The sequence below is a fragment of the Actinacidiphila cocklensis genome (genome assembly GCF_907177275.1).
GTDB classification, from domain to species: Bacteria; Actinomycetota; Actinomycetes; order Streptomycetales; family Streptomycetaceae; genus Actinacidiphila; species Actinacidiphila cocklensis.
In genome coordinates this window covers 1-20077 of record NZ_CAJSLV010000001.1, presented here as the reverse complement: position 1 = coordinate 20077, position 20077 = coordinate 1, and the positions used below count along the sequence as shown (strand labels likewise).

13 protein-coding genes and 4 pseudogenes are annotated in these 20077 nt (G+C 71.1%); 5 read left to right on the top strand and 12 right to left on the bottom strand.

The window, feature by feature from the left end; translation table 11 throughout:
• Positions 1-14: 14 nt before the first annotated feature.
• From NFU81_RS00080 to NFU81_RS00065, 4 genes and pseudogenes are all read right to left on the bottom strand, one after another.
• Positions 15-3749 (bottom strand): S8 family peptidase, encoded by a 3735-nt coding sequence (locus tag NFU81_RS00080; RefSeq protein WP_251483404.1) that lies wholly within the window; start codon positions 3747-3749, stop codon positions 15-17.
• A gap of 515 nt (positions 3750-4264) precedes the next feature.
• Positions 4265-5629, bottom strand: coding sequence for a UDP-N-acetylmuramoyl-tripeptide--D-alanyl-D-alanine ligase (locus NFU81_RS00075; protein WP_251483400.1), 1365 nt, complete (start codon positions 5627-5629; stop codon positions 4265-4267).
• Between the two features lie 104 nt (positions 5630-5733).
• Positions 5734-6585 (bottom strand): annotated as a pseudogene (locus tag NFU81_RS00070) (IS5 family transposase).
• Between the two features lie 51 nt (positions 6586-6636).
• Entirely contained in the window at positions 6637-7125 is a 489-nt protein-coding gene (locus tag NFU81_RS00065; RefSeq protein ID WP_251483396.1) for a hypothetical protein, read from the bottom strand.
• 119 nt (positions 7126-7244) lie between these two features.
• Between NFU81_RS00065 and NFU81_RS00060 the strand changes: the two are divergent.
• Positions 7245-8156: pseudogene (locus tag NFU81_RS00060) on the top strand (lipid II:glycine glycyltransferase FemX); the annotation flags it as partial.
• Positions 8157-8251: 95 nt separating this feature from the next.
• On the opposite strand, the gene NFU81_RS00055 reads toward NFU81_RS00060, so the two are convergent.
• Both NFU81_RS00055 and NFU81_RS00050 read right to left on the bottom strand, forming a co-directional pair.
• Positions 8252-8497, bottom strand: a complete 246-nt coding sequence (locus tag NFU81_RS00055; RefSeq protein ID WP_251483391.1) for a DUF6480 family protein — start codon at positions 8495-8497, stop codon at positions 8252-8254.
• Positions 8498-8817: 320 nt separating this feature from the next.
• A complete protein-coding gene (locus NFU81_RS00050; RefSeq protein WP_251483388.1) occupies positions 8818-9723 on the bottom strand; it encodes an SDR family oxidoreductase in 906 nt (301 codons plus the stop codon).
• 621 nt (positions 9724-10344) lie between these two features.
• On the opposite strand from NFU81_RS00050, the gene NFU81_RS00045 reads away from it, so the two are divergent.
• Genes NFU81_RS00045 through NFU81_RS00030 form a run of 4 tightly spaced genes read left to right on the top strand, consistent with a single transcriptional unit; the run spans position 10345 to position 15058 of the window.
• Positions 10345-11466 carry a polyprenyl synthetase family protein gene (locus NFU81_RS00045; RefSeq protein WP_308208238.1) on the top strand — a complete coding sequence of 374 codons (1122 nt, stop codon included), beginning with the start codon at positions 10345-10347 and terminating at the stop codon, positions 11464-11466.
• On the top strand, positions 11463-13016 hold the full coding sequence (locus tag NFU81_RS00040; protein ID WP_251483382.1) for a phytoene desaturase: 1554 nt from the start codon (positions 11463-11465) through the stop codon (positions 13014-13016). The genes NFU81_RS00045 and NFU81_RS00040 overlap by 4 nt, the downstream gene beginning before the upstream one ends.
• Positions 13013-14032, top strand: a complete 1020-nt coding sequence (locus tag NFU81_RS00035) for a phytoene/squalene synthase family protein (RefSeq protein WP_251483380.1) — start codon at positions 13013-13015, stop codon at positions 14030-14032. The genes NFU81_RS00040 and NFU81_RS00035 overlap by 4 nt, the downstream gene beginning before the upstream one ends.
• Before the next feature lie 9 nt (positions 14033-14041).
• Complete coding sequence (locus NFU81_RS00030) at positions 14042-15058, top strand: DUF5914 domain-containing Rieske (2Fe-2S) protein (protein ID WP_251483377.1); 1017 nt, start codon at positions 14042-14044, stop codon at positions 15056-15058.
• 71 nt (positions 15059-15129) lie between these two features.
• Here NFU81_RS00030 and NFU81_RS00025 read toward each other — a convergent pair whose 3' ends face one another.
• From NFU81_RS00025 to NFU81_RS41130, 6 genes and pseudogenes are all read right to left on the bottom strand, one after another.
• Positions 15130-16629, bottom strand: coding sequence for an FAD-dependent oxidoreductase (locus NFU81_RS00025; protein WP_251483375.1), 1500 nt, complete (start codon positions 16627-16629; stop codon positions 15130-15132).
• Between the two features lie 56 nt (positions 16630-16685).
• Positions 16686-17414 carry a class I SAM-dependent methyltransferase gene (locus tag NFU81_RS00020; RefSeq protein ID WP_251483373.1) on the bottom strand — a complete coding sequence of 243 codons (729 nt, stop codon included), beginning with the start codon at positions 17412-17414 and terminating at the stop codon, positions 16686-16688.
• On the bottom strand, positions 17411-18667 hold the full coding sequence (locus NFU81_RS00015; RefSeq protein ID WP_251483370.1) for a lycopene cyclase family protein: 1257 nt from the start codon (positions 18665-18667) through the stop codon (positions 17411-17413). The genes NFU81_RS00020 and NFU81_RS00015 overlap by 4 nt, the downstream gene beginning before the upstream one ends.
• Positions 18668-18920: 253 nt before the next feature.
• Complete coding sequence (locus tag NFU81_RS00010; protein ID WP_251483367.1) at positions 18921-19295, bottom strand: YybH family protein; 375 nt, start codon at positions 19293-19295, stop codon at positions 18921-18923.
• A gap of 48 nt (positions 19296-19343) precedes the next feature.
• A pseudogene (locus NFU81_RS41135) lies at positions 19344-19535 on the bottom strand (IS256 family transposase); the annotation flags it as partial.
• Positions 19518-19704: pseudogene (locus NFU81_RS41130) on the bottom strand (IS256 family transposase); the annotation flags it as partial. The pseudogenes NFU81_RS41135 and NFU81_RS41130, both read right to left, overlap by 18 nt.
• Positions 19705-20077: the final 373 nt, after the last annotated feature.

Genomic DNA, 20077 nt, shown 5'->3' with positions numbered 1-20077 from the left:
CCCGACAGAGCGGTTCATCGCAGGCCGTACGCCCGGGTGATCTCGTTCTTGACGCTGAAGCCGCGGTCCGTCGCCGCGCTCGCGCGCAGCGAGATGAAGCCGCCGGACTTCTTGGCCGCTCGGAACGAACCGGTCCAGTAGCCGTCGGCGCCCTTGGCCAGGGTCACCTTCTGCCAGGTGACGCCGTCGTCGTACGAGACGTCCAGCTTCACCGTGGTGACTTTGCCCGGCACGGACCCGGCGTCCATCGAGACCGGCCTGAGCGCGATCTTCTGGGTCGCATCGGCCTTGACGTCGCCGTGCAGGTCCGATTCCAGCCGGTAGTCCAGGTTCAGCACCGAGAACGGCTCGAAGGAGTCCGAGTCGACGGTGTCGGACACGAACGTCCACTCGCTGTGGGTGCGTGTCGAGAGCCGGAAGACGTCGCCGGGCCGCTCCACGTCGAGGACGGCGCGGTAGGGCAGGTTGCCCGCCGGCACCTCCTGCCACTGCATGTCTCCGCTGACCGGGTTGTCCGAGATCAGCGTGTCGCCCTGGAAAACCTGCAGGTGGGACGGCGTTTCACCCCACGGCAGGTAGCCGCCCAGCCGCATGTTGTCGCTGGCGGATGCCCACGCCTGCACGTTCCAGGTCATGAAGTTCTGCCAGCGGGAGTTGTACACGCCGAAGGACTCGCCCTGCGCGGGCCGCGTCGCCGGAGCGAACCAGTCCAGACGGGTGGTGCTGCCCTTGGCGTAGGTGTTGTCGCCCGACACCATCGTCCACGGCAGGGCTTCGTCGACGCCCTGCGTGTGGAACTCCCTCCAGTCCTGGCCCGGGGTCACCCATTCGGTGCGGGTACCCGGGTGCCATTCGGCCTCGGGGAAGTTGAACGACGGGCTGAGGGTGAAGTCGGAGCGGTAGCCTTCCGCCGACTTGCCGTCAGTGGCCGAGTAGTAGCGGGCGTCGATCCGGGCGAGGTCAGCCTTGGCCGGCCTGTAGACCAAAGCCCGGTCCGGCACCTGGGCGGGGTAGTCCCGGGTCAGGTCGTAGACGAACGGCGTGTACTGGGTCTGCTTCACGGTCATCGTGAAGATGCCTGCCTTCGCCATCGAGATGAGGGTCCTGCCCTCGTCGCGGTGCACGGAGGCGACCGGGACGGTCGACTCGCCGACGTACTCCATCAGCGCGCCGGCACCGTCGTTGACCACGATCAGCGCCTTCGCACCGGCCGCGACCGCGGCGTCGGTTCGCTCCTGCGGCGAGACCTCGTCGCTGCGCTCGATGACGACGACCTTGCCCTTGGCCCTGACCTTCTCGTAGGCGGCCGCCGCGCCGTTGCCCGCGTAGACGGCGCCCAGCGTGTCCGTGGCGGTGCCCAGGGCGCTGCCCGACTGCACCAGTGTCTCGAAGCCGAGCCGGCCGCCCAGCGCGCTCAGGCTGAGCAGCGGCTGGCCCTTGCGCCAGCGGGTGGTCAGGATGAACTCGCCCTGCTTCATCGGCTTCGTCGGTGAGACGTAGACGTCGTCGTACGACGGCGGCAGCACATAGGCGCTGCGGTAGTCCGTGTACGGGTCGAAACCGTCGTAGTGGACGTTGAAGTCGACCTTGCGCTGGCGGTCCTCGGTGCGCTGCGGCGCCTCCGTCTGCAGCAGGTGTGCCTTGCTCGCGTCCAGCACCACGTCCGCGGGGCCGCCCTTGAGCACGGCCTCCGGGTCGACCAGCACGGCCAGGCCCGAGCGGTCCGGCTTCTCGCCGGCCACGTCGATGTATCCCGCGACGGTGTACAGGCCGGGTGCCATACGCATGGTGGTCGAGCCGTCGACGTAGACCGACCATGGCCAGACGTCGCCTGCCAGGTTGATCCCGACCCAGCCGGAGGCGGGCTTGCCGTCCCGGCCGACCAGCTTGATGTTCAGGTCGTAGCGCTCGTCCTCCTTGAGCAGCGCCACGGACGTGCGGGTCACGGGCTTTCCGTCGGCCGCGTCGGTGCCTATGACGTAGCCCACGTGCCGGCCCGCAGAGGTGGTTTGCGGGTCACCGGTCACCGGGACGGCGGCAGTGCCGCCCGCCGGGACGGTCACCGTGGTGGCGCCGAGGGTGAACGGGCCGCCGACGTCGGTCAGCGCCAGGTTCAAGGTGGTGTCGGCGGTACCGGTGTTGGTGAAGGTCAGGTCCTTCGTGACCGCGGCGTCGCTCGGCTCCTGCGGCCAGGTGTGGTTGCCGAAGAAGAGCGATCCGGTGCCGCGGACCGTGGTGCGCACGGCGGCGGCCACGTCGACCCGGCCGGTGCCGACCTCGTAGGGCGAGTACCCGTCGTCCAGGCCCTTCGCGGTGCTCATCAGGTGTTCCTTGAGCTGCGCACCGGTCCAGTCCGGGTGCTGCTGGGCCAGGATCGCCGCGGCGCCGGCCACGTGCGGGGTGGCCATCGAGGTGCCGCTGAGGGTGCGGTAGTAGCCCTCGCCACCGTCGGTCATCTCCTGAGAGCGGGCCGCGGTGATGTCGACGCCGGGCGCCGCGATGTCCGGCTTCATGCCTCCGGAAGAGGCCAGCGGGCCGGTGCTGGAGAAGGACGCGAGCTGGTCCTGCTTGTCCGTGGCGGCCACGGTCAGCGCCGAGGCGGCCGCACCCGGGGCGGAGATGCTCTCCGGGCCCGCGTTGCCGGCGGCGATGACGAACAGCGTGCCGTACTGCGCGGACAACGCGTCGACCGTCTGCGACAGCGGGTCGGTGCCGTCCGTCGGGAAGGAGTCGCCGAGGCTCATGCTGACGATGTCCATGCCGGACTCGGCGGCCCACTGCATGCCGGCCATGACCCAGGAGTCCTGGCCGGCCCCCTCCACGCCGCCGAGCACCTTGCCGACGTACAGGTCCGCACCGGGGGCGACGCCCTTGTAGTCGCCGCCCGAAGCGGCGCCGGAGCCGACGATCGTGCTGGCCACATGCGTGCCGTGCCCGTTGACGTCGGTGACGTCCTCACCCGGCACGAAACTGGTCGTGCCGTCGATCACGCCGGCGAAGTCGGGGTGGTTGACGTCGATGCCGGTGTCGAGCACCGCGACCTTGACGCCCTTGCCGGTGTAGCCGGCCGCCCAGGCCTCGGGCGCGCCGATCAGCGGCACGCTTTCCTTCAGGTTGGCCTTCACCCGGCCGTCCAGCCACAGCTTGGACATACCCGCGCCCAGCGTCTTGCTGCCCTGCGGCGCGACGGCGGTCCAGAAGGTGCGGGCCTGCCGCTTCTCGGTGCTCAGTGCGGCACCGTGGATGCCCTTGAGCGTGCGGGTCAGCTTGCTGCCGCGGGGGGCTGTCGGCTCGACGACCGAGCGGGACTTCGGCGGGGAGTACGCCGCGATCAGGGGCACCGCGGCCGACTTCGCGTCGTCGTAGCCCATCGCGATCAGGTCGGTGACGTCGAACAGCCGCCGGTCCAGCTTGTTCGTGCTCAGCAGCGGCGCCGCCTCGTCCGGGATGACGAACAGGTCGCCCTTGATCTCCTGGATCTTCACGCCGCCGACGGCGCTCTTCGGCCGGTCGACGTCGGCTGTCTGCTTACCGTCGGCCATCGTGGTGACCGTGACGACGTCGCCGGTGACAAGGGTGACCTTGTGGGTCGCCGAGGGCTTGGCGGGAACGGTGGGTTTGCTCGGAGCGGCTTGTGCGGGCGCTGGCAGGGTTGCGAGCCCCGACAGCAGCAACGGCACCACGCCGGCGGCCGAGAGCAGCTGCGAGCGTCTGCGCCGGAAGGCGGAAGACTGCGAGGAGGGGAACATGGCATGGGTCTATCGGCCGGTGGCAGCCGTCGTGAAGGCCTGACGGCGGCAAGTCCTCGCCAGGGCAAGGACTTGCCAGCCGCAACCAGCGCGAGTCCGGGCAAGGACGCACTTTCCGTGGATGCCGCACCGAGGGCTCAGCAACCTGAGGAGGTGCCGGTAGGGGCCGACACGGACTCCATGCCGTGGGACGCGCCCCGGCCGCGTCTGCGGGAGCGGTTCACCCGGGCGCAGTTGGTGTCCTGGTCGTCCTGGGCGGCGGGCGGGCTGCTGATCGCCTACGCCGCCGCCGCGTTTGCTTTCCGGGGCATGTGGCTGGACCTCACTTCCCGAACGAGGCCGCGGCCAACCCGACCCGAGTCACACCACTCGCTGGACCCACGGTGGGCTTGGCAGGCGCCCGCTCAGTGACGGCCTGGGAGGCGGTGGTTGACGCGGGGCCGATCATGTTGGCCGCGGCCTGCTTGTACCAGGCTTGAGGTCCAGCATCGCGGCGCGATTCCCGGTCGGCCGGGCTACGGGAGCGCGGCGGCGACTTCGTCGAGGTGCGCGCTGCGGGATGCCTTGACGAGGACGACGTCGGCGGCGGTGAGGTGGTCGCGCAGCCAGTCGACGGCGGCGGCGTTGTCGGCGAGCGTCAGCACCAGAGTCCCTGGCCGGGTTGCCGCAGCGTCGGCGATCGGCCGGGCGGCCTCGCCGACCGCGGCCACCACATCGGCGCGGGAGGAGGCGTACTCCCCGATGGCGCGGTGCTGGGCCTCGCTCTCGTCGCCGAGCTCGCGCATCTCGCCGAGGACGGCGATGCGGCGCCCGCCCTCGGTCACCGCCAGCGCGTCGAGGGCGTCCAGGGTGGCGCGGGTGGAGTCGGGGTTGGCGTTGTAGGAGTCATTGAGGAGTGTGGTGCCGTTGGCGAGTTCGCGCGGCTCCATGCGCCACTTCGACAGTGCGGCGGTGGCCAGCGCCGCCGCGGACACGTCGAGGGGCACGCCGGCCGCCAGTGCCGCCGTCGCGGCGGCCGACGCGTTGAGCGCCTGGTGGGCGCCGACGAGCGGCAGCGCGACGGCAGCCGCGGCGGCGGCGGTCCGCAGGGTGAAGAACGGCCGGCCGAGCCGGTCCAGCGTCAGGTCGAGCACGCGCACATCGGCGTGCTCCGCCCGGCCGAAGGTCAGCACGGGACCGTCGGTGAACGAGCGCATCGCGACCACCCGGGGGTCGTCGGCGTTGAGGACGGCGGTGCCGCCAGGGGCCAGACCCCGTACGAGCTCGCCCTTGGTCCTGGCGATGGCCGCGCGCGACCCGAACTCGCCGAGGTGGGCCTGACCGACGTTGAGTACGACGGCGATGTCGGGCGCGACCAGGCCGGTGAGCGCGGCGATGTCACCGATGTGCCGGGCGCCCATCTCAAGGACCAGGTACCGGGTCGCCGGGTCGGCGCGCAGCATGGTGAGCGGTACGCCGAGCTCGTTGTTGAGCGAGCCGTGCGTGGCGGTCGTCGCCGCGGTGCTCGAAAGCATGGCCGCCAGCAGGTCCTTGGTGCCGGTCTTGCCCTGGGAGCCGGTCAGCCCGACGACGGTCAGCCCGTCGCGCAGCCGGGCCGTGACATGGGCGGCGAGCGCCTGCACCGCGGCTTGGGCGTCCTCGACGACGACGGTGGGCAGCGCCGTGGGCCTGGAGCCGAGCACGGCCACCGCGCCGGTCAGGCCCGCCTGGCCGGCGTGGTCGTGGCCGTCGGTGTGCTCGCCGGCGAAGGCGACGAACAGGCCGCCCGGTTCTGCCCGCCGGCCGTCGAGCACGGCCGGCGCGGTCACCGTCACGGCGCCGTCGCCCTCGACCGTCCCGCCGACGACCGCCGCGATCTCGTGGAGGCTGAGGGGAATCATGCGTCCAGTGAAGGGAGCGCGGCGTATCGCCGGTGTATCGAAAACCGCATACGCGGCGGCAACACCAGGCTCCCTTCAATGCGATGTGTGACTTACTGATCGTTTCAGAATGAGGTCCGAAGGCGGCGGAGGCATATGAGGGTGCAGGCCAGGTCGAGTAACCCCTGGTGGAGGTCGGCGCGGCGTTCGTAGCGGGTACGGAGTCGTTTGAACTGGTGCAGCCAGGCGAATGCGCTCGACTACCCAGCGAACCTTGCCCAGTCCGGAGCCGTGGGCGACGCCCCGTCGGGCAATCATGGGTTTGATGCCACGTTTCCACAGCAGGCGGCGGTACTTGTCGAAGTCGTAGCCCCGGTCGGCGTACAGACACCGGGGTTTGCGGCGAGGGCGTCCCCGAACGCCCCGAATCGGCGGGACCGCGTCGAGTAGGGGCAGGAGCTGCGTGACGTCGTGTCGGTTGCCGCCAGTGAGCGTCACGGCGAGTGGGGTTCCGTGGCGGTCGACGATCAGGTGGTGCTTGGAGCCGGGGCGGGCGCAGTCGACGGGTGAGGGGCCGACGTGGTCCCCCCTTTGAGTGCCCGGACGTGCGATCCGTCCACGGAGCAGTCGTCCAGGTCAAGGAGGTCGGCGCGGCGAAGCTCGGTCAGCAGGGCGGCGTGCAGGCGTGGCCAGACGCCGGCCTCGGTCCAGTCCCGCAGCAGGCGCCAGGCCGTCACCCCGGAACAGCCCACGGTTTCCGCCGGGACGTCCCGCCAGGCGACACCGGTCCGCAGCACGAACAGGACGCCGGCGAGTGCTGTTCGGTCAGGAACACGCAACCGCCCTGGATACCGGTGGCGCCGTTCGGGAGGGGGTGGCAGCAATGGGGCCACCCGGTCCCACAGGTCGTCCGGAACAAGATCAGCATGCACCCGGACACCTTGCCGACCGAGATCGTCGAGCACAAGACCCGGCATCTCATCGCGACTTGCACGCAGGGTCTGGCGTCAGTTCGCAAGATCGAGTGCTCAGTCTGAGGCGCCCTCCAGGGGAAGGTGGTCTCGGAAGTACTGCGACTCCAACCACTCCTCCTTCACGAAGAGCGGACGGGTCAGGCGCGCTTCCCCGACCTGCTGTGAGCGTAGAAGAACCCCGAGATCAGTCAGGGAAAGCGAGTCATCAGGCGTGTAGAGCAAGCAGTTCCCATGCTCCGCAGCGTGGTCCAGCAAGAACTGCTGGCCCTGTTCAGAATCGCTTCCCGCCAGGGGGAAGCCGGACAAGAAGACCTGCGGACCGGTGACCGCATCCAGCGCAACACAGGCGAGCTTGCCCGCGTCGTAGAAGGCCTTCAGCCCATCGGGGAAGTCCTCTTGCGCATACGGACCGCCAACCCGCCCCTGCGGTTCAGGGACCAAAAGTGCGCGGGCGACCTCGGCTGGCGACATCCCGAATTGCAGCGGCCCCACACCGGCTCCCGACCGCAGCTCCCAGCACTCCCGCTCCGCGTCCGCGCCCATCCACCCACTCCTACGTCCGCCCGGTCCGGATCTGTTTGTGTTGCTCCAGCCCGCATGCACAAGGCCATGGGTCAACGTGCCAGCTCGGCTGAACAAGTGCCAACGGGAGTGCTGCTCTCCCGGCCATCGACTGGGCCGGGGAGGCGGGCACGACCGGCGAGCCCTGCGGGATCGACGCGTGGCTCGACCCGCTGGCGGCCCATCTCAAGGCACGCGGCGCGTTCGCCATCCGGCTCGGTCCGCCGGTGCGCACGCACACCTGGAGCGCCGCCCAGGTCAAGGAGGGCATCGCCGACCCGGGCGTCAAGCGGCTCACCGACCTGCCCGATCCGCTCGCCGACCCGGTCGGCGCCCGCGTCACCGGCCGGCTCAGGGACCGCGGCTGGCTGCCGCAGAGCCCGGAGGACGGCTTCGGGGCCGGTCAACCGCAGTTCACCTACGAGCTTCCGCTGGCCGGCCGCACCGAGGCCGACCTGCTCGGCGGCATGAACCAGCTCTGGCGCCGCAACATCAAGAAGGCTGCCAAGGAAGGCGTCGAGGTGAGGGTCGGCGATGACATCAAGGCATTCCACGACCTTTACGTCCACACCGCCGAGCGCGACCGCTTCACGCCCCGCCCGCTGTCCTACTTCACGACCATGTTCGCGGCGATGCGCGCCGAGGATCCCGAGCGGATCCGCCTCTACCTGGCCCACCACCAGGGCGACCTGGTCGCCGCCGCCATCCTCGTCCGCGTCGGCGCCCACGCGTGGTACCTGTACGGCGCCTCCTCCACGGGCAAACGCGAGGTGCGCGGCTCCAACGCCTGCCAGTGGGCGATGATCCGCGACTCGCTGGCAGCCGGCTGCGACGTCTACGACCTGCGCGGTATCACCCCCACCCTGGACGCCGACGACCCGCACGTCGGCCTGATCCAGTTCAAGGCCGGCACCGGCGGCCGGGCGGTACGGTACGCCGGCGAGTGGGATCTGCCACTGCGACCGAAGATCTACCGGGCCTTCGACCTCTATATGAGGCGCCGCGGCCGCTGAGAGGGTTCGCCCGTGACCTGCGCACGGTGGCGGCCGACGCCGCCCGCCGCACCAGGGCTGTCGCGGCACCAGGCCCTCCGACGGGGCTGGGCGGGTCAGATCAGGAGGACGACGGCCCGGCCGATGAATCCGGCCAGGAACACCGCGACGACGATCATGATGATCGTGAGCGGCACCGGCCCCCATCCGCGGCGGAGTGCCTCTCGCTCGGGTGCGTCAAGGCAGGAGACGCCCGATTCTGCAGGCGGGGTCTGGCCGGCCCTGGCCTGGGCGTCTTCGGGGACCGCGAGGCCTTCGTCGGGCAGGTGGGGATTGAGGGGAACGGGGTGGGCGTTTGTCATGGCCGATCCTCCGATCAGCAGCGCAGCAGCGGGACCCGCCCCCTCTTGGCTACCCCGCCTACGCCATACATGAACAATTCGGACACGACATCCCAAACGTCGAACATCCGAAGCTGTTGAAACGAGAACGGCTGAAGGGTGGACCTCCCGCCATCCGGCGGCCCTGGCGGCTGCGGGCGGCCTCCCCGATCAGCCGGAGACCGCTGCGTGGACGGCGTCGGGCAGGCTGCAGGTGATCTCGCCACCGAGGCGCGGTAGGCGAGGTCCTGAGCAGCGTGTACCCACGTCGCTTGGACGCCGGCCTTCGGTTGCTCGCCGTATCAGTCTTGTGGTGGCGTGGTGGGACGGATCGACGTGGCGCGGCGGTGGACATCCCAGTCGGCGTGGCCCCCCGCGCCCAGGACTCCCGCCGCCGCATGGAGCTCAGCCGGGGACATCCGGGCGAACGAGCGGCGCGAGGCCCGTGCGACCAGGTGGGGAAAGAGCGGACGCAGCGGCTGGGTAAGACGTAGCCATGGTGGCGCGTAGACGGTGGGCGAGCGGCGTTCGATGCCGCGGACCAGCAGCTCGGCGACCCGATCGGCCGCGTGCACGCGGCGAGCTGGTGCCGGCTGCCGTCTGCGCAGCTCGCGCAGCACGACATGCTCATCCAGTTCATCGATCATGTCCGTATCCGTCCAGTGCAGATAGGCGATTCCCACACTCACGCCTTCGGGTTCCATCTCGCTTCGAAGCGCTTGGGCGAAGGATTCGACGCCGGCTTTGGACGCGCAATAGGCGCTCATCATCGGAGCGGATCCGAAGGCGGCGCTTGAGGCGACCTGCAGCAGGTACCCGCGGGTCAGCAGGAGCTGGGGCAGGAAAACCCGAGCAGTCACGGCACTGCCGATCAGGTTCACCTCGATCACCCGGTTCCACAGGGCAGCATCGCAGCTGGCGAAGGACCCCGCGACGGCGATTCCAGCGTTGGCCACCACGACGGAAGCCGGCCCGAGGCGTTCCGCCACGGATCGCGCACTCCCCTGCATCGCTGCCTCGTCGGTGACATCCGCTTCGATGCAGCACGACGTGCCCGGCAGGCCGGCCGCCACTTCCCGCAGCGATTCGAGCTCTCTGCCCAGCAGGACGACCCGCATTCCGCGCGCGGACAGTCCGCGCGCGACCGCAGCACCAATACCCCGGGCCGCTCCCGTGACGACCGCGATTTTTTGGTCACGATGTGCCATGTTCAGGATCCTATTCAGACCACGGTCGCGCCAGGGAATACGCCACGCTCCCCTCCGCCGGGCGCTGAACGGGATCCTGCCCGCCTGACGCCCGGTAAGCGATCAAGCCACCTGGACGTCCTGCGGGCCTCTTCGACGGCGGCGTCGGTGTCGCGGGCCAACCGCGGGTGGTTCCGATCGCTCACATGGATCGCGAGAACGGGCCACGGCAGCGCGCCGTCGGACCGTTCTCGTGATCTTCTTTCAGTACCGGTCCTGAGTCCCGGGGCCTGGTGGCCGAGGAGGAGGCAGCAGCGTGCCGCACCCGCGCGACGTACGTGGTCAAAGGGCGGATGAGAGGTGCGCAGATCACCGCGAACGGAGGGAAGTGCAATGCGCTGTGGCAGGGCGAAGGGGAGAGGCTTCTTCACCTCCCTGTGGTCTCCGTCGGGCAGCGGCGTCCACGGCGTGACCGCGTCGCCGAGACCAGCCGCACCCCAGTGGCACTACGACAACGCGCCCGACAGCACGACGGGACGTACATCTGCGGCGGTCGATGCCCGAACCGTTGACGCAGACGTCGCCGGGGCTGTGCTTCGCACCGCGGCTTCGATTCTCGCGGAACGGATCGCCCAGGCGGCTGTGATCGATCCGGGCTTCTCCCACGATCTGGCCGAACTCGTGGCGGACTTCACCCTCACCGGGGGCAGAAGGATGCGCCCCCAGCTCCTGTGGTGGAGCATGCGTGCCTGCGGCGGAGGCGCCGAGACCGCCGACGTCGAGGCAGCCCTGCGTCTCGGGGCAGCGGTCGAACTCCTCCAGACCTGCGCCCTGGTCCACGACGACATGATGGACGGCTCGCGGCTGCGCCGCGGGCGCCCCGCCGTTCACGTCGACCTCGCAAACCGGCCGGGTAAAGTGCCCGGCTCGGTACTGGGCGAGGCCTTCGGTACGTCGGCGGCCGTACTCGCCGGCGACCTTGCGCTCGCCTGGGCCGACGACACCGTCGCGGACACGGCCATGGACCACCCCGCCCGGCGGCGCGTGCTGGACGTCTGGCGGACGATGAGGACCGAAATGGTCGCCGGACAGTACCTCGACCTGTACGGACAGGCCACCAGAGCACGCTCGGCGGCCTGCGCCATGCGAACCGCGTACCACAAGAGCGCCCTGTACACGGTGGCAAGGCCTCTCGCGCTCGGCGCCGCACTCGCCGGCGCCGACCAGAGCACCACCCGTGCCCTGTCGTTGGTCGGCCGCTGCGCGGGCATCGCGTTCCAGCTCCGCGACGACCTGCTGGGAGCCTTCGGAGACCCCGCGGTGACGGGCAAACCGTCGGGCGAGGACATCCGGGAGGGCAAACCGACGTATCTGCTCGCCGTGGCACAAGCCCGAGCGGTGACGCTGCGTGACCACCGGCTCCGGTTCCTGCTCGACACAGCGGTAGGACGCGCCGACCTCTCCGAGACCGCGCTGACCGAGGTGCGCGAAGCACTGGTGTCCACCGGGGCGCGCGCCAAAGTCGAGCACCGGGCCGACCTGCTCGTGCAGCACGCCCAGCGGCACCTGGCGGAAGCCGCCCTTGAGGACGAAGCCGCGCGCCGGCTCCTCGGGCTGCTGCTCAGCCTCGCAGGTCCGACCCCCGCGCCGGCCGCGGAAACGTCCGGGGCCGCGAAGCAGGCCGCGGAGCAGGCCGCGGAGCCAGGTCCCCTCCCGTCAGCGGCCTTGCTGACGGCCGCAGGCAAAGGAGGCACCGTCCGGTGATGACCGTGAAGGGACCCGTCGACCATGTGGTGGTCGTCGGTGCCGGGCTCGCGGGCCTGTCTGCCGCTCTCCATCTGCTCGGCGCGGGCCGTCGGGTCACGGTGGTGGAGCGTGACTCGACGGCCGGCGGCCGGGCCGGGCGGCTGGAGTACGGCGGCTACCGCATCGATACCGGACCGACGGTGCTGACCATGCCGCACCTGGTCGAGGAGGCCTTCGCGGCGGTCGGCCACACGATGTCCGACCGGCTGGAACTGCTCCCTCTGCATCCCGCGTACCGCGCGCGGTACGCCGACGGGTCGCAACTGGACGTCCATTCCGACGCTGCGGCGATGGAGGCCGAGATCGAGAAGTTCGCCGGTGCCCGGGAAGCCGTCGGCTACCGGGACCTGCGCGCCTGGCTGGGACGACTCTACGCGGTCCAGATGCGCCGCTTCATCGACACCAACTTCGACTCGCCCCTCCAACTGCTGCACCCCGACCTCGCCCGGCTCGCCGCCCTCGGCGGATTCGGCCGGCTCGACGCGCGCATCGGACGCTTCATCAAGGACGAGCGCCTGCGCAGGGTCTTCACCTTCCAGGCCCTCTACGCCGGAGTACCACCGTCCCGCGCGCTCGCCGCGTACGGGGTGATCGCCTACATGGACACCATCGCCGGGGTCTACTTCCCCCGAGGCGGCATGCACGCCCTGCCGCGAGCGATGGCGGACTCGGCCGCAGAAGCGGGCGCCGACTTCCGGTACGGGCACGACGTCACCCGGCTTGAACGCTCGGGCGAACGGATCACCGCCGTCGTCACCGACCAGGGGCGCTTCCCGTGTGACGCCGTGGTCCTGACACCGGACCTGCCCGTCGCCTACCGCCTGCTCGGCCGCGCCCCGCATCGGCCGCTGGCCCTGCGGCACTCGCCCTCTGCGGTGATCCTGCACGCCGGGACCGACCGCACGTGGCCCGGCCTGGCCCATCACACCATTTCGTTCGGCGCGGCCTGGAAGAAGACCTTCCACGAACTCACCCACGGATCGCTGATGTCCGACCCGTCGCTGCTGATCACCCGGCCCACCGCCACCGACCCGGACCTGGCGCCGCCGGGCAGGCACTTGCACTACGTCTTGGCGCCGTGCCCGAACACCGACATCGGACCGGGCACCTGGGAGTGGCGGCAGATGGCGGCGAAGTACCGCGACACTTTGCTGAGTACGCTCGAACGACGCGGAATGGCCGGACTCGGCGAGGCGATCGAGCAGGAGTGTCTGGTCACCCCCGCCGACTGGGCGGCGCAGGGCCACGCCGCCGGAACACCCTTCTCCGCCGCCCACACCTTCCCGCAGACCGGGCCCTTCCGGCCGCGCAACCTCGTGCGCGGCACGGAGAACGCCGTGCTCGCCGGTTGCGGCACCACCCCGGGCGTCGGCGTGCCGACCGTCCTCATCTCCGGCAAGCTCGCAGCGGCCAGAATCACCGGCCCCGTACGCCCCCGTCCGCGCCCTGCGCGGCAGGTGCCGCAATCGGCGACAGCACCAACCGTGTCGAAGGGCACCCCCGCATGACCGCCCGCGAACTCGACGCGGCAGGCATCCACGAGCCGGCCCTGCGGGCCGCGTACACCCGGTGCCGCCGGCTCAACGCCCGGCACGGGAAGACGTATTTTCTCGCCACCCGGCTCCTGCCGGTCGAGCGCCGTCCGGCCGTCCACGCCCTGTACGGCTTTGCCCGATGGGCCGACGACATCGTGGACGATCTGCACGGCGGCGCCACTCCCCAAGAGCGCGCCGACGCCCTGCGCGGGCTCCAGGAACGCCTCGACGAGGGGCTGCGCCGGGGCACCAGCCAGGAGCCGGTCATCCGCGCGCTTGCCCACACCGCCGCCGTCTACGGCATCGACCACCGGCACTTCACCGACTTCATGGCCTCGATGCGCAGCGATCTGACGGTCACCGGCTACGCCTCGTACGAGGAGCTGGGGCGGTACATGCACGGATCGGCCGCCGTCATCGGCCTCCAGATGCTGCCCGTCCTGGGCACTGTCGGACCTCGGGACGAAGCCGAACCCTACGCCGCGGCCCTCGGGGTCGCCTTCCAGCTCTCCAACTTCCTGCGGGATGTGGGTGAGGACCTCGACCGCGGCCGGCTCTACCTGCCGGCCGATCTGCTGGCCGCCCACGGGGTGGACCGGGAAAGGTTCGAGTGGAGCAGAGCCACCGGACGGCGTGACGCCCGCATCACCGCCGTCCTGCGCTCCGCCACCGCGCACAACCGGGGCGTCTACCGTGAGGCGCTGCCCGGATTGGCTTTGCTCTCGCCTGCCTCCCGGCCCTGCATCCGCACCGCGTTCGTCCTCTACAGCGGCATCCTCGAAGCGATCGAGGAAGGCGGCTACGCCGTCCTGCACCAGCGGGCCGCCGTGCCCCGGACCCGCCGCGCCGTCGTGGCGCTCGACGGGCTGGCACGGGTCCTCGCGGCGCGGACCCGGGCGCGCGGGAACCGCACACGGTGGCCGCACCGGGCCGGGACGGTGCGTCGGGGCACCGGTGGCGCCGTACCGCTCGACCCGGCCCATGCCTGAGGAGGCCCTGTGAAAGAAGACAGCGGGTCCGGCCGCCGGCGCATTCCGCTGCGGCTGCGCCGCGTATCCGCGGCGTGGGAGCGTCAGCGGCCCACCTGGCGCGAGGCCAAGCCCGCGATCATCGCCGACGCCTTGAAACGCGCCCTCAGCCGGCCCTCGGGCAACTGGTACGTACTCGGCGCCTCCCGCGCTCTGACCACCGACCGGCCGATCGCCCGCAGCGTGGCCGGCGAAGAGGTGGTGGCCTGGCGCGATGGCGCAGGCCGCCTGCGAGCGGGGCCGGGATCCTGCCCGCACCTGGGAGCGCCGCTGCGGGACAGCCCCGTCCGCTGCGGCGCCCTCGTCTGCCACTGGCACGGGCTGGCCCTGGACGGTGAACCGTTCGCGGGCTGGGAGCCCTATTCCGCTCATGACGACGGGGTCCTCGTCTGGGTGCGCCTGGACCACCTCGGTGGCGAGAGCTCGCTGGAACTCCCGGTCGTCCCTTCCCGTCCCCGCGCGCGGAACACCGTCGACGCCGTCTACGAGGGCATGGGCGTCTGCGAACCCGAGGACATCGTGGCCAACCGGCTCGATCCCTGGCACGGCGCGTGGTACCACCCGTACTCCTTCGTCGACCTGACCGTGACCGGCACGCCCTCGGGTGGCGGCCCGGCAGGCGAGGACGGTTTCGCCGTGGATGTGTCCTTCAAGCTCACAGGGCGGATCGTCGTCCCGGTGCGGGCGCTGTTCACCGCGCCCGATCCCCGTACGGTCGTCATGCACATCACCGAAGGCGAGGGTGCCGGGTCGGTGGTCGAGTCGCACGCCACGCCCCTGGGACCCGACCGGGACGGCAGGCCGAGGACCGCCGTGACCGAGGCGGTCATGGCCACGTCCGGGCGGCGTGGATTCGCGATGGCCCGTGCCGCGGCTCCGCTGCTGCGCCCGTTGCTGAGAGCCTCCGCCGGCCGGCTGTGGCGCGACGACCTCGCATACGCGGAGCGCCGCTTCGAACTGCGCAGCAGCGGCCGCTTCCCGGGCTGACCGCGGGGGAACGATCGCCAGGCCCGCCTGCGGCGCACAATCCCGTCGGCGGCAGCGGTGGCCGCCGTCCGTCAGCCGGCGCCCAACGCGGCCAGGCCCCGCAGCAGCGCCGAGCGCCCGGTGGGCGGCACCGTCCACAGCGTCTGGCCACGCACGTTCCACCGCTCCAGCAGGGCGTTGGCGGCCAGGAACCCACTGGTCGCGGCACGTTCCATCAGGGCCACCGGCAGGTCGGTGCGTACCAGGTCACCCGCCAGCACGACCGAGGGGTGGGGTGTGCGGACCCCCGGCCGGCTCCGGTAGCCGCCGACCGGGAACAGCGGGCAGTCGGCCCGCCATTCGTGCCGAACGTCCACGATCCCGGCCTCGCCCGCTTCCGGGTAGACGTGGTGCAGCTGCTCGATCGCGGCCGCCTGCACCACGTCGCGATCCGCGCCGGGGGCGACGGCGTAGGCGTGCAGTTCGACCACCGAGCCATGGTTGCGGCGTGCCCAGCGGGCGGCCTCGCCCTCCCAGCGGTTCAGCACGCTGATGTTGTCCAGCGGCCCGTAGCCGCTGGTGCCCAGGAAGCCGGGGCGGTCGGCGGCGACCGGGCGGTCCAGCCACAGGCGGGACACCAGGAACGCAGGGGCGTTCCTGAGCGTGCCCACCCTCGCGCGCCAGTCTGCGTCGCCCAGCTCGGGTGAGGCGGTCACCAGGTTCCGCAGTCCACCGGTGTCCAGCGCCAGGACGACTGCGTCGTGACGGACGGTCCGCCCGTTGGCGGTGACGTACAGGCCGCCGTCGTCCGCCGGTGTCACGCTCTCCACCGCCGAGCCCGTGCGTACCCGTACCCCGTGGCCCTCCAGATAGCGGCCCAGCGGATCCCAGAGCGCTTGCGGGAACGGCTCGTCCGGCACGTCGAAGAGCAGTCCCTCGCTGGAGCCGAGGAAGTAGATGTGGAACATCAGCACCAGTTCCGCCGCCGACAGTTCACGGGGGTCGGCGAAGAAACTTCGTGAGAAGACCTCGAAGGCGAGGTGGCGTGCGGCCGCGGGGAACCTGATGCGGGTGAGGAAGTCGTGCGCCGACACGTCGTCGAACCGTTCGTACACGTCCGGCACGCGTACGTCGAGCAGCGGCAGCGCGGCACGTGGATCCATTCGGGCCAGGTCGCGCCACCCGAAGGTGGGACTGAGCGCGACGAACCCGACGGCGCTCAGAGGCGGGGTGCGCGGCACCCGGGCGAAACTGTCGTACATCCCCGCGCTGTGACGCAGCGGATAGTCCGGCAGCTTTGTCAGCGAATCCAGGCCCGGGTCGACACGGCGCAGCAGGCCGCGCAGGTTGTAGTACTGCCGGAAGAAGGCGTGGAAACCCCGGCTCATGGTGGCCGTGGTGCCGTCGGCCAGCGTCGTCGGCCAGCCCGCGAGCCGGCCGCCGAGGGAGTCCTGGCGTTCGTACAGCGTCACATGCGCGCCGCGTTCGGCGAGCACGGTGGCCGCGGCCAGTCCCGCGATGCCGCCGCCGATCACGACGACCCCGGGTGCCTGGCCTGTGAAGCCGTCCCGTCCGGCGGAGCCCTCGATCATCACGGCACGCCGGTCCCGGCCCCGCCGGTGGCCATCGGCTCCGGACGCGCCGTACCTCATGACCTGCCCCGCGCGACGCCCGGCGTCCGGGCGACGAAGGTGTGCGTGATGCCGGTCTGCCAGCCGGGCAGGGGCAGTACCCGTACCCCGTGGAACCCGGCCCGTCGCAACCGCTCCGCGAAGTCGGCGGCCCGGTCGAACTCCAGCACACTGCGGTTCAGATGACGGTAGAGCGCTGCGTCACCGGTCAGCCGGCCGGCCGGACGGACGACGGCGCCGAAGACCACCGACCACACCGCACGGTGCAGGCGTCCGGAGCCGAGGGCGTACTCGTGGACGGCAAGCCGGCCGCCGGGCTGGAGCAGCTCACGGACCGTGCCGAGGACCAGGTCGGGATCACTGACGTTGCGGAACAGGTACGCGGCGAGTGCGGCGTCGAAACGGCCACGCACCGCTGTCCCCTCCATCGCCTCGACCGGTGCGTGCACGAAGGTCACGTTCGCCGGCCAGCGCTTGGCCGCCGCCCGTTCCAGCATGCCGGCGGACGCGTCGACGGCCACGATCTCCGCGTGCGGGGCCGCCGCCAGGAGCGCGGCCGTGGAGGCGCCGGTTCCGCAGCCGAGGTCGAGCAGGCGCAGCCCGCGACCGCCGCCGGCCAGCCCGAGCCTGCGGGCCGAGCGCCGAAGGTCACGGCGGTAGCCGGGATTGACCGCTACGAGCCGGTCATAGGCGCGGGAGCCGTGATCGAACGCGGCAGACAACGCGTCGTCGCGCAGCAAGGTCATGGACCACTCTTTTCCTGTTCGGGAGCTGCGGCGCCGGGAGATGGGCGGGCGGAGGTCCGCGGGACGGCCGACGCCTCACGCCGGGGTCTGAAGGGGAGTTCCAGGGCGGTGCGCAGCATCGGGGCCACCGGCGCACGCAGCCCGACGAGGATGTCCTCGTACCGATGGGACGTGCCGTCCAGGAAGCGCAGCAGACGTGCTCCCGGGACCGCGCGGAACAGACCGCAGAAGAAGTCGGCGCCGTCCACCCGGCCGGTGTCGAGTGCCCGCAGCATGACGGCATCCATGGCGCGCGGCCACACGCCGTACGGGGGCGGCATCCGGAACCGTCCGCCGGCGTGCAGCCGCGCGGCGATGGCCCGGCTCTGCCGCTGCACGGCGGCGAACGTGTATCCGGTGGACGGCCGGGTGGCACCGCCGGCTGTCCCCACGCGGAACACCGAGGTCCCCGCGCGAGCGGGGAACCGGCCGTCGGTCATCGGGATGACGCCTCGCTCCACCGACGTCACCCGGTGCGGCCCGATACCCAGCACAGCCTGCGTGTAGTGCCGCAGCGCGCGTTCGTAGCCCGGGGTGTCCAGTACGGTGCGGGAGAACTCGGTGTACTCCACCAGCGCCGTACGCGGGCCCAGCGGAAGCACGTAACCGAACGACAGCCCCTGGGCCGGCTGCGGGGTCCGGAAGTCCATCAGATCCGCCGTCTCAGGATCGAAGACGGGGCGCTCGGTCTCCACGAACCAGCCCATGAAGTGCTGCAACAGCGTGGTCCGCGCCGCCGGCAGCCGGCCCGGCGGCCGCGAATCGAAGACGTACCTCGCATGCAGCACGATCCGGTCGCCCTGCTCGTCGCGCGCGACGACCCGGCCGCCGCCCCCCGGCGCGTCCCCGACCCCGGTCACTGTCGCCGTCAATCGGCGGTAGCACGGGTTGGCCACCAGCCGCCGTTCGACCAGCGACTCGAAAGCGTCCGACCGCAGCATCTTGTAGCGCAGCGGCGCCGGCCGGGCCACCGTAGCGGCCCCGTCCGCGCCCCGCACCCGCAGCCTGTCCCAGGAAGCGGAGAGCACATCGTCGTAGGCCCCCCCGGGGGCCTCCCAGAAGCACCAGGTGCGAGGTGGCGGGCGAAGAGGTCCGGGGGGAGCGTCGACGAGGACGACCGAACCGGGGGCGCCGTCAGCCGACGCGCCCAGCTGGCGCGCAAGGCTCAGACCGGCCGCCCCGGCACCCACGATGACGACGTCCGGCTGGACCACGGCACACCTTTCTGCCCTTCGGGCTGTCGGCACCGGCCCTCCAGTGATCGCCCGTGCCCGGCCCGCTGTACCGCCGATCCTTCCGCATTCGGCCGCTGTTCCTTTGCGCGCAACGCGCGCCGGACACACAATCGTGAGGGCGCGGAGGTCGCGGGGGTCGCGGAGGGCGCCGTGGGCTTGTCGGAAACCATCGGGCGCTCCTTACTCGTCCCCGAGCAATTGTCAGTTCCTGTGGATCGGTGCTGTCGCCTGGTTATGCGCTGAGGTGTTCGTGAAGCATCTGCCAGGTTCCGGCGTTGTTGACGAGCACGTTGGTGCCGCGGCCGCTTCCTGACCGCGGCCGGCCGTCGACGGTTCCGGTCCAGGCGAACCGGTAGCGGCATACCGCGTGGTCATCGCTGTGAGCGATCCACTCCACGTCGTTGATCTGGTAGACCTCGTCGCGGATGGTGGCGAAGGTCTCGGCGATGGCGAAGAGGACGGCTTCGCGGCCGCGGTGCGATCCGTCGGAGAACCAGTAGACAGCCTCGGGAGCGATCAGCGGGACGAGCCGGGTGATGTCGTGGCTGTTGGTGGCCTGCTCGTAGGCGCTGAGGAACTCGGCGAGCGGGGCGGTGGGTTCGGGCATCGACAGGTCCTTTTCTCCCTTGCGGGGCGCGACAAGTGACAAGTGGGGTCAGGCCGCCGTGGCCTGCCCTCGCTCGACGAGAACGCCGTTTTCGAACGTGGCGCCCGCCCGGACCAGGGCGACGGGATGGGCGCCGGTGACCGCCCGGCACCGGGCCTGGGCGGTCTCGACGAGCTTGAACACCATCGCCAGGGCGGCGGCCGGGCTTCCGGCGCCGCGGGCGACCGTGGTGCGAGGCCGGTGGTGGCCGTTGCGGACGACCAGGTGACGCCCGCCCCCGTCCGTCTCGGCGGCCAACTCGGCGATGTACTGGTCGACTTCGGCCTCCAGCCCGCCGGGCGAGCATCCGCCGGGCGCCCTCGCGAACGATCTCGTCAATCAGTGAACCAGTCTCCGGCCCCGCATCCAGCCCGGAACCGGCAGTGACGGCCGAACCGTCCCCTACTGCGCGTCCGTCATGTCCGACGGATGGCGCCGCTGCCGGGAGCTGTTGTCGGCAGCGTTTCCGAACCGGTGTGCCAGACGACAACAGCGACTGAGCTCCAGGTCCTCCTCCGCGCAGACCTTGTGCACCAGCGACATCCGCTCGGCCGCCGTCGGGTCCGCGCCGGCTACGGCGTCTTCCCGGCTGCAGCTGCGGGTTGCGCAAGATGGGCGAGCATCTGCTCAGAGTCTCCGCCTAGCCTCGCGCTTTCATGAAGCGGGTTGTCCGACGGGTGGTCAGGAATGCAGAAAGTGCCTCTGACCAGCAAGAATGAGGATTGTCGAGGTCCTTGTTCCTG